Here is a 6,088-nt window from a genome sequence, read left to right as displayed (position 1 = left end):
CGCGCTCTACGATAAAAAGCCTGGGCCCCCGCTTTCGCGGGGGTTTTACGGTTTGGGGGTCGTGGATCATCCGCGAGGGAAACCTGCCCCCTCCCCGGCCCAAAAATGGGACGCGTCGACCATTGACGGCGGCCTCGCCAGGCCCAATCTTTCGCGAGAGGGACTGTAAGGACGAACGCCATGGTCAAGCTGAAAACCATCGCCCAAGCCGCTCTGGTCGGGGTCGGCCTGGCCGGCGCGCTTCTCGCGGCCCCGGCTCTGGCCGCCAACAGCCCCGAAGAAACCGCCGCCGCGCCGCAGAAGGCCCAGCGCCAGTGCTTCCAGCTGTCGGACTGGCAGGGCTGGAGCGCCCCCGACAAGAACACCCTCTACATGAAGGTGCGCAATCGCGACGTCTACAAGGTGGATCTCGCCTGGGGCAGCAACCAGCTGACCTGGCCGGGCAACTTCCTGATCTCGACCGTCCGCGGCATCGACACCGTTTGCAACCCGATCGACCTGGACCTCAAGGTCTCCGACAGCAGCGGCTTCGCCATGCCGATCCGCGCCAAGACCATCACCAAGCTGACGCCGGAAGAGATCGCCGCCATCCCCAAGAAGGACCGGCCGTAGCCGACGGCCTCTCCATCGCTCTTTCGTGAAAGGCGCGGATCGCAGGGTCCGCGCCTTTTCTCTTGGCCGCTCGCCGGGTCCGGGCTCTTAATGCTGCAACGTCGGGTCCACGACGGACCGGCGATCGAGCGGAGCGACACCATGGGTCTGCTGGACAATCTGACGGGTCTGCTGGGCGGCCAGGGCGACCTGGCCGAAGCGGTCAAGAGCCTGGGCGTGGCCGGCGGGGTCGGCGGCCTCGTCGACGCCTTCCAGAAGGGCGGCCTGGGCGAAGTCGCCCAGTCGTGGGTCGCCAGCGGCCACAACCTGCCGGTCTCGGCCGAACAGATCCAGGCCGTGCTCGGCTCGGGCGCCGTCGGCCAGTTCGCCGAGAAGCTGGGCGTCGATCCGCAGACGGCGGCCGCCAAGCTGTCGGAGATCCTGCCCGGCCTCGTCGACCAGCTGACCCCGGGCGGCAAGCTGCCCGACGAGGGCATCGGCGGCGCGGTCGGCGACCTGCTGGGCGGCTTCCTGAAGAGCTAGGGCTCGCCCGCCGCCGCCAGCAGCACCACGACCATCGCATTGACCGGCGTGGCGATCCCGTGGGCGGCGCCCTTGCGGGCGATGACGCCGTTGCGGGCGTCGATCTCCATGGGGCGGCCGGCCAGGCGGTCGGCGTGCAGGGAGTTGATCCCGTCCGGCGGGCTGGCGCGATAGCCCGCCACCACTTCGTCCGGAAGGTCGAGCGGCAGGTCGGCGCCTTCCGCGCGGCCGACGGCGACGCATTCGGCCGCCAGGTCGCGCATGATCGCGGCGACGTCGTCGCGGCGGGCGATCCCGGCCGGCTTCAGGGTCAGGGCGCTGACGGCGCCGGCGCAGTTGAGGGCCAGCTTGCGCCAGGCGACGGTCCTGAAGTCGTCGGTGGTGGAAACCTCGATCGGCGTATGGGCCAGGAGGCCGGCGAAGGCCTCGCCCGCCGCCCCGGCCGGAACCTTGATCCAGCCCAGGCGCCGCTGGCGGATCACGCCGGGCGCGGTGCGTTCGGCCGGGATGTCGACCACCGCCGGCACGATGCGCTCGGCCGGCAGGTAGGAGCTGAAGCGCTCGACATGCTCGACGCCGTTCTGCAGCACCGCCACCCGCGTCTGCGGGCCGACCAGTCCGGCCAGCCAGGCGGCCGCGCCGGCGGCGTCATAGGTTTTGGTGGTGACCAGCACCCAGTCGTGGGGCGCGGCCTCCGCCGGATCGGTCAGCACCGTCGGCGTGGCGACCAGCGTCCGTTCCGGCGTCTCGACTTCCAGTCGTTCGAAGGCGGTGCGGGCGCACAGGGTCACGTCGTGGACCTGGCCGAGCCAGGCCGCCAGGGTCCCGCCGACCGCGCCGGGACCGATCACCGCGATGCGCATACAGGCTCTCCAGAACGAAAAACGCCGCCCGGCTTAGCGGGCGGCGTCAATCTCGTCACGACGGTTCGGCGACTAGTGGTCGGCCGAAACGATGTCGGTGCGCTTCTGGAGCATGGCCTCGAAGCTGGACCACACGCCGTCGGCGCCGTGCCACTGGCCCTTGGTCGCGGCCTTGGAATATTCCGTGGCGCGGGCCTCGAAGAAGTTGGCGTGCTCGACGCCGCTGAGCAGGGCCTGCAGCCACGGCAGCGGGTTTTCCTTCACGCCGTAGACTTCCGGCAGGTCCAGCTGGCGCAGGCGCCAGTCGGCGACGAAGCGGATGTACTGCTTGATGTCGTCGGGCGTCATGCCCTGGATGTCGCCGGCCTCGAAGGCCAGGTCGATGAAGTTGTCCTCCATGCCGACCACGGTCTTGCAGCAGTCGACGATGTCGTCGGCCACGCTCTTGGTGACCGCGCCGGTCTCCTTGTTGAACGCGTGGTACAGCTTGATGATGCCGTCGCAGTGCAGGCTCTCGTCGCGGATCGACCACGAGACGATCTGGCCCATGCCCTTCATCTTGTTGAAGCGCGGGAAGTTCATCAGCATCGCGAACGAGGCGAACAGCTGCAGGCCCTCGGTGAAGCCGCCGAACATGGCCAGCGTGCGGGCGATGTCGGCGTGGCTGTCGACGCCGAAGGTCTGCATGTAGTCGTGCTTGGCCTTCATGGCCTCGTATTCCATGAACGCCGAGAACTCGGTCTCGGGCATGCCGATGGTCTCGAGGAGCAGGGCGTAGGCCGCGATATGGATCGTCTCCATGTTCGCGAACGAGGCCAGCATCATCTTCACCTCGGTCGGTTTGAACACCCGACCGTAGCGCTCCATGTAGTTGTCCTGCACCTCGACGTCGGACTGGGTGAAGAAGCGGAAGATCTGCGTCAGCAGATTGCGCTCCTTGTCGTTCAGCTTGACGGCCCAGTCCTTGAGGTCCTCGCCCAGCGGCACCTCTTCCGGCATCCAGTGGACCTGCTGCTGCTTCTTCCAGAAGTCATAGGCCCAGGGATAGCGGAAGGGCTTGTAGCCGCCCGAAGGGATCATGAGGCCGGGCGTGGTGATCAGCGAGGCGGACATGGGCGGTCTCCAGAGCGGGCGGACGCGAATCGAGCGGCGGGGTAGGATCTAGATAGCGCAGGGCGCTCCGCCTCATCTAGTGGTCAGATTGTCTCAGCACACAAGATGTTGTGGGCAGAATGGGTAACCAATGATGAATCGAGCTTACACCATCTATGGCGCGCTTGGCTCGGGCTCGGTCCCCGTCGAAGCGACTTTGACCCTATTGGGGCAGCCCTACACGGTCATCGAGGCGCCCACCTGGGAGGGCGCGGCCCAGCAGGCCAAGGTCGTCGGCGTCAATCCGATGAAGCAGATCCCGGCCCTTGTCACCCCCGACGGCGAGACGATCACCGAAAGCGCGGCGATCCTGATCTGGCTGGCCGACAACCATCCCGAGGCGCGGCTGGGGCCGGGGATCGGCGATCCGCGCCGGGGGCAGTTCCTGCGCTGGATGACCTTCATCCCGGCCTCGATCTATTCGCTGTTCTGGGTGCGCGACGATCCCTCGCGGCTGGCCGGCCCCGATCCCGAAGCCCAGGCCCGCGTCAAGGCCGCCACCGCCGACCGCATCGCCGACTGCTGGGCGATGATGGACGCCCAGGTCGAGCCGGGCGCCTACATCCTCGGCGACGAGCTGACCGTGCTCGACCTCTATGTCGCCGTCGTCAGCCGCTGGGGCTCGCGCCGCGTGCGGTTCTACGACCGCGCGCCGAAGATGGCCGACGTAGTGCGGCGGGTGGACGCCGATCCGCGGCTGGCGGGGTTCTGGGAAAAGCGCTTCCCGTTCGTGGACGGCTGGGAGAGCAAGGGGGCGCAAACCTGATCCTTCTCCCCTTGCGGGAGAAGGTGGCGCCGTAGGCGACGGATGAGGGGTCTCTCAAACGAAAACCACCTCGCCCGACCTTACCGCCGCCGCAGCGGATCGGTCTGAGAGACCCCTCACCCGACCTCCTTCGCAGGCCCCCCTCTCCCGCAAGGGGAGAGGGATCCCTTTACGCGGCCACGCTTGCCCGCTATCAACCCGCTCGATGCAATTGGCCGCGACCAAAATTATTACCCGCAAAACGACCCGCTTCGGCGGGGCGGCGGGTATGCGCGCGATCTGACGCAAGCATCCCCAGACCAGCCCCGCACTGCGCGGGGCGGCTCTCTTGACCACGAGATCTGACGGCTCCCCGCGCTCCACATCACCAGGAGACGCACCACCATGAGCCCCAAGTTTTCCCGTTCGAACCCTCCCCATGTCGGCGTCGTCGGCGCCACCGGCCTGGTGGGCGGCATGATGCTGAAGCTGCTGGCCGAGCGCGACTTCCCGCTGGCCTCCCTGCGCGTGTTCGCCTCGGCCCGCTCGGCCGGCCAGGCCCTGGCCTGGAAGGACGGATCGGTGACCGTCGAAGACGCCGCCAGCGCCGACTTCGCCGGCCTCGACATCGTGTTCTTCTCGGCCGGCGGCGACACCTCGCGCGAGCTGGCCCCCAAGGCCGCCGCGGCCGGGGCGATCGTCATCGACAACTCCTCGGCCTGGCGCAGCGACCCGGACGTGCCGCTGGTGGTGTCGGAGGTGAACCCCGACGCCCTGGCGAACATCCCCAAGGGCATCGTCGCCAACCCCAACTGCACCACCATGGCCGCCATGCCGGCCCTGAAGCCGCTGCACGATCGCGCCGGTCTCAAGCGCCTGACCGTCAGCACCTACCAGGCCGCCTCCGGCGGCGGGGTCGAGGGCATCCGGGTGCTGTCCGAGCAGGTGCAGGCCGGCGCGGCCGGCGACCTCGACGGCCTGGCCCTGTCGCCGGACGCCGCCCCCCTGCCCGAGCCGCAGAAGTGGGCCGTGCCCCTAGCCTACAACGTGGTGCCGCTGAACTACGTGCTGGGCGAGGACGGCTATACCGAGGAAGAGCTGAAGCTGCGCGACGAGAGCCGCAAGATCCTGGGCCTGCCGCAACTGCCGGTCAGCGGCACCTGCGTGCGGGTGCCGGTGTTCTCGGGCCACGCCCTCTCGATCAACGCCGAGTTCGAGCGGCCGATCTCGGTGGCCGAGGCCCTGGAGCTGCTGGGCAATGCGCCGGGCGTGGTGCTGGACGACGTGCCCAATCCGCTCGCCGCCACCGGCCAGGACCCGGTGTTCGTGGGCCGTGTGCGCCCCGACCCGACGGTCGAACACGGTCTGGCGCTCTTCGTCGTGGGCGACAACCTGCGCAAGGGTGCGGCGCTGAACGCCGTGCAGGTGGCCGAGGTGCTGGTCGGCGGCTGAGGCCGAAAGGGGGCTCCCGCCGCGCGGCGGGGGCCCCTGCTCCAGGCGCGACAGCATGCCGCGCAGCCCTAGGATGAGCGTTCATCCCCTCTTCACCGCGCGGGCGCGATGGCTGTCGGCAGGATGAAGATTTCGCAGCTTTCGACCACCGACACGGGCGCTTTCGCCGCCCCCGTCGCCTATCCCGGCGGGACGGCCGCGGCGACGGCCGCGCTCAACGACACCACGGGATCGGTCGGACTGGACCAGCAGCTGGGCGCCTATCACGCCCTGGCCGACCGCTGGGCCGGCGCGGGCCACGGCGAGCGCGCGGGCCTGTCCCAGGCGCTCAACGAGTCGCCCTTCGCCAAGACCGTGCAGTCGGCGCTGAACACCTTCACCAAGGCCGCCTGGGCCGGCTCCGACGCCGCCCCGCCGGTTCCCCAGCAGAAGGCGCTCGACGCCTTCGACGGCCTGTCGGAAACCGACCAGACCATCGTCGCCTCGCTGCAGGTCGGGGCGCCCGGCGCCAAGGGTCCGGCCAGCGTCGGCGACTACCGCGCCCGCCTGCAGTCCGACCGCGACGCCGCCCAGCCCTCGGCCACGCCGCGCGACACCGTCACCCTCTCGCCCGAAGCCCAGGCCCGCCTGGCCGGCGCCGCGCCGGAGGCGACCGCCGCACCGACGGTCGAAGCCACGCCCGAAATGGCGGCGGCGATCAGCGCCTACGGCAAGGCGGCGGGGTAAAAGACCCCCTCTCTCT

General features: G+C 69.4%; 7 protein-coding genes. 5 read left to right on the top strand and 2 right to left on the bottom strand.

The window, feature by feature from the left end; genetic code table 11:
• The first annotated feature begins 180 nt into the window (after nucleotides 1–180).
• Both DMC18_RS12670 and DMC18_RS12665 read left to right on the top strand, forming a co-directional pair.
• Nucleotides 181–612, top strand: coding sequence for a DUF6491 family protein (locus DMC18_RS12670; protein WP_110121694.1), 432 nt, complete (start codon nucleotides 181–183; stop codon nucleotides 610–612).
• A gap of 90 nt (nucleotides 613–702) precedes the next feature.
• Nucleotides 703–1,134, top strand: a complete 432-nt coding sequence (locus DMC18_RS12665) for a YidB family protein (RefSeq protein ID WP_233245358.1) — start codon at nucleotides 703–705, stop codon at nucleotides 1,132–1,134.
• Here the strand turns inward: DMC18_RS12665 and DMC18_RS26570 are convergent.
• Entirely contained in the window at nucleotides 1,131–1,997 is an 867-nt protein-coding gene (locus DMC18_RS26570; RefSeq protein WP_199228595.1) for a 2-dehydropantoate 2-reductase, read from the bottom strand. The genes DMC18_RS12665 and DMC18_RS26570 overlap by 4 nt on opposite strands.
• 72 nt (nucleotides 1,998–2,069) lie before the next feature.
• Nucleotides 2,070–3,110 (bottom strand): ribonucleotide-diphosphate reductase subunit beta, encoded by a 1,041-nt coding sequence (locus tag DMC18_RS12655; protein WP_110121697.1) that lies wholly within the window; start codon nucleotides 3,108–3,110, stop codon nucleotides 2,070–2,072.
• A gap of 133 nt (nucleotides 3,111–3,243) precedes the next feature.
• On the opposite strand from DMC18_RS12655, the gene DMC18_RS12650 reads away from it, so the two are divergent.
• From DMC18_RS12650 to DMC18_RS12635, 3 genes are all read left to right on the top strand, one after another.
• Nucleotides 3,244–3,915 (top strand): glutathione S-transferase family protein, encoded by a 672-nt coding sequence (locus DMC18_RS12650; protein WP_110121699.1) that lies wholly within the window; start codon nucleotides 3,244–3,246, stop codon nucleotides 3,913–3,915.
• A gap of 384 nt (nucleotides 3,916–4,299) precedes the next feature.
• Nucleotides 4,300–5,346, top strand: a complete 1,047-nt coding sequence (locus DMC18_RS12640) for an aspartate-semialdehyde dehydrogenase (protein WP_110121698.1) — start codon at nucleotides 4,300–4,302, stop codon at nucleotides 5,344–5,346.
• Between the two features lie 123 nt (nucleotides 5,347–5,469).
• The gene (locus DMC18_RS12635; protein ID WP_110132975.1) at nucleotides 5,470–6,072 is read left to right on the top strand and encodes a hypothetical protein; all 603 of its coding nucleotides are present in this window, start codon (nucleotides 5,470–5,472) and stop codon (nucleotides 6,070–6,072) included.
• The last annotated feature ends 16 nt before the right edge of the window (nucleotides 6,073–6,088 follow it).

The organism is Caulobacter sp. D5 (assembly GCF_003185805.1).
Taxonomy (GTDB): domain Bacteria; phylum Pseudomonadota; class Alphaproteobacteria; order Caulobacterales; family Caulobacteraceae; genus Caulobacter.
Note: the sequence above shows the minus strand (reverse complement) of the source record. Positions and strands in the feature narration are given on the sequence as shown.

Coding starts and splice junctions, on each gene's coding strand:
- DMC18_RS12635 (WP_110132975.1), top strand. CDS start 5,470: ATGAAGATTTCGCAGCTTTCGACCACCGACACGGGCGCTTTCGCCGCC.
- DMC18_RS12650 (WP_110121699.1), top strand. CDS start 3,244: ATGAATCGAGCTTACACCATCTATGGCGCGCTTGGCTCGGGCTCGGTC.
- DMC18_RS26570 (WP_199228595.1), bottom strand. CDS start 1,997: ATGCGCATCGCGGTGATCGGTCCCGGCGCGGTCGGCGGGACCCTGGCG.
- DMC18_RS12665 (WP_233245358.1), top strand. CDS start 703: ATGCTGCAACGTCGGGTCCACGACGGACCGGCGATCGAGCGGAGCGAC.
- DMC18_RS12670 (WP_110121694.1), top strand. CDS start 181: ATGGTCAAGCTGAAAACCATCGCCCAAGCCGCTCTGGTCGGGGTCGGC.
- DMC18_RS12655 (WP_110121697.1), bottom strand. CDS start 3,110: ATGTCCGCCTCGCTGATCACCACGCCCGGCCTCATGATCCCTTCGGGC.
- DMC18_RS12640 (WP_110121698.1), top strand. CDS start 4,300: ATGAGCCCCAAGTTTTCCCGTTCGAACCCTCCCCATGTCGGCGTCGTC.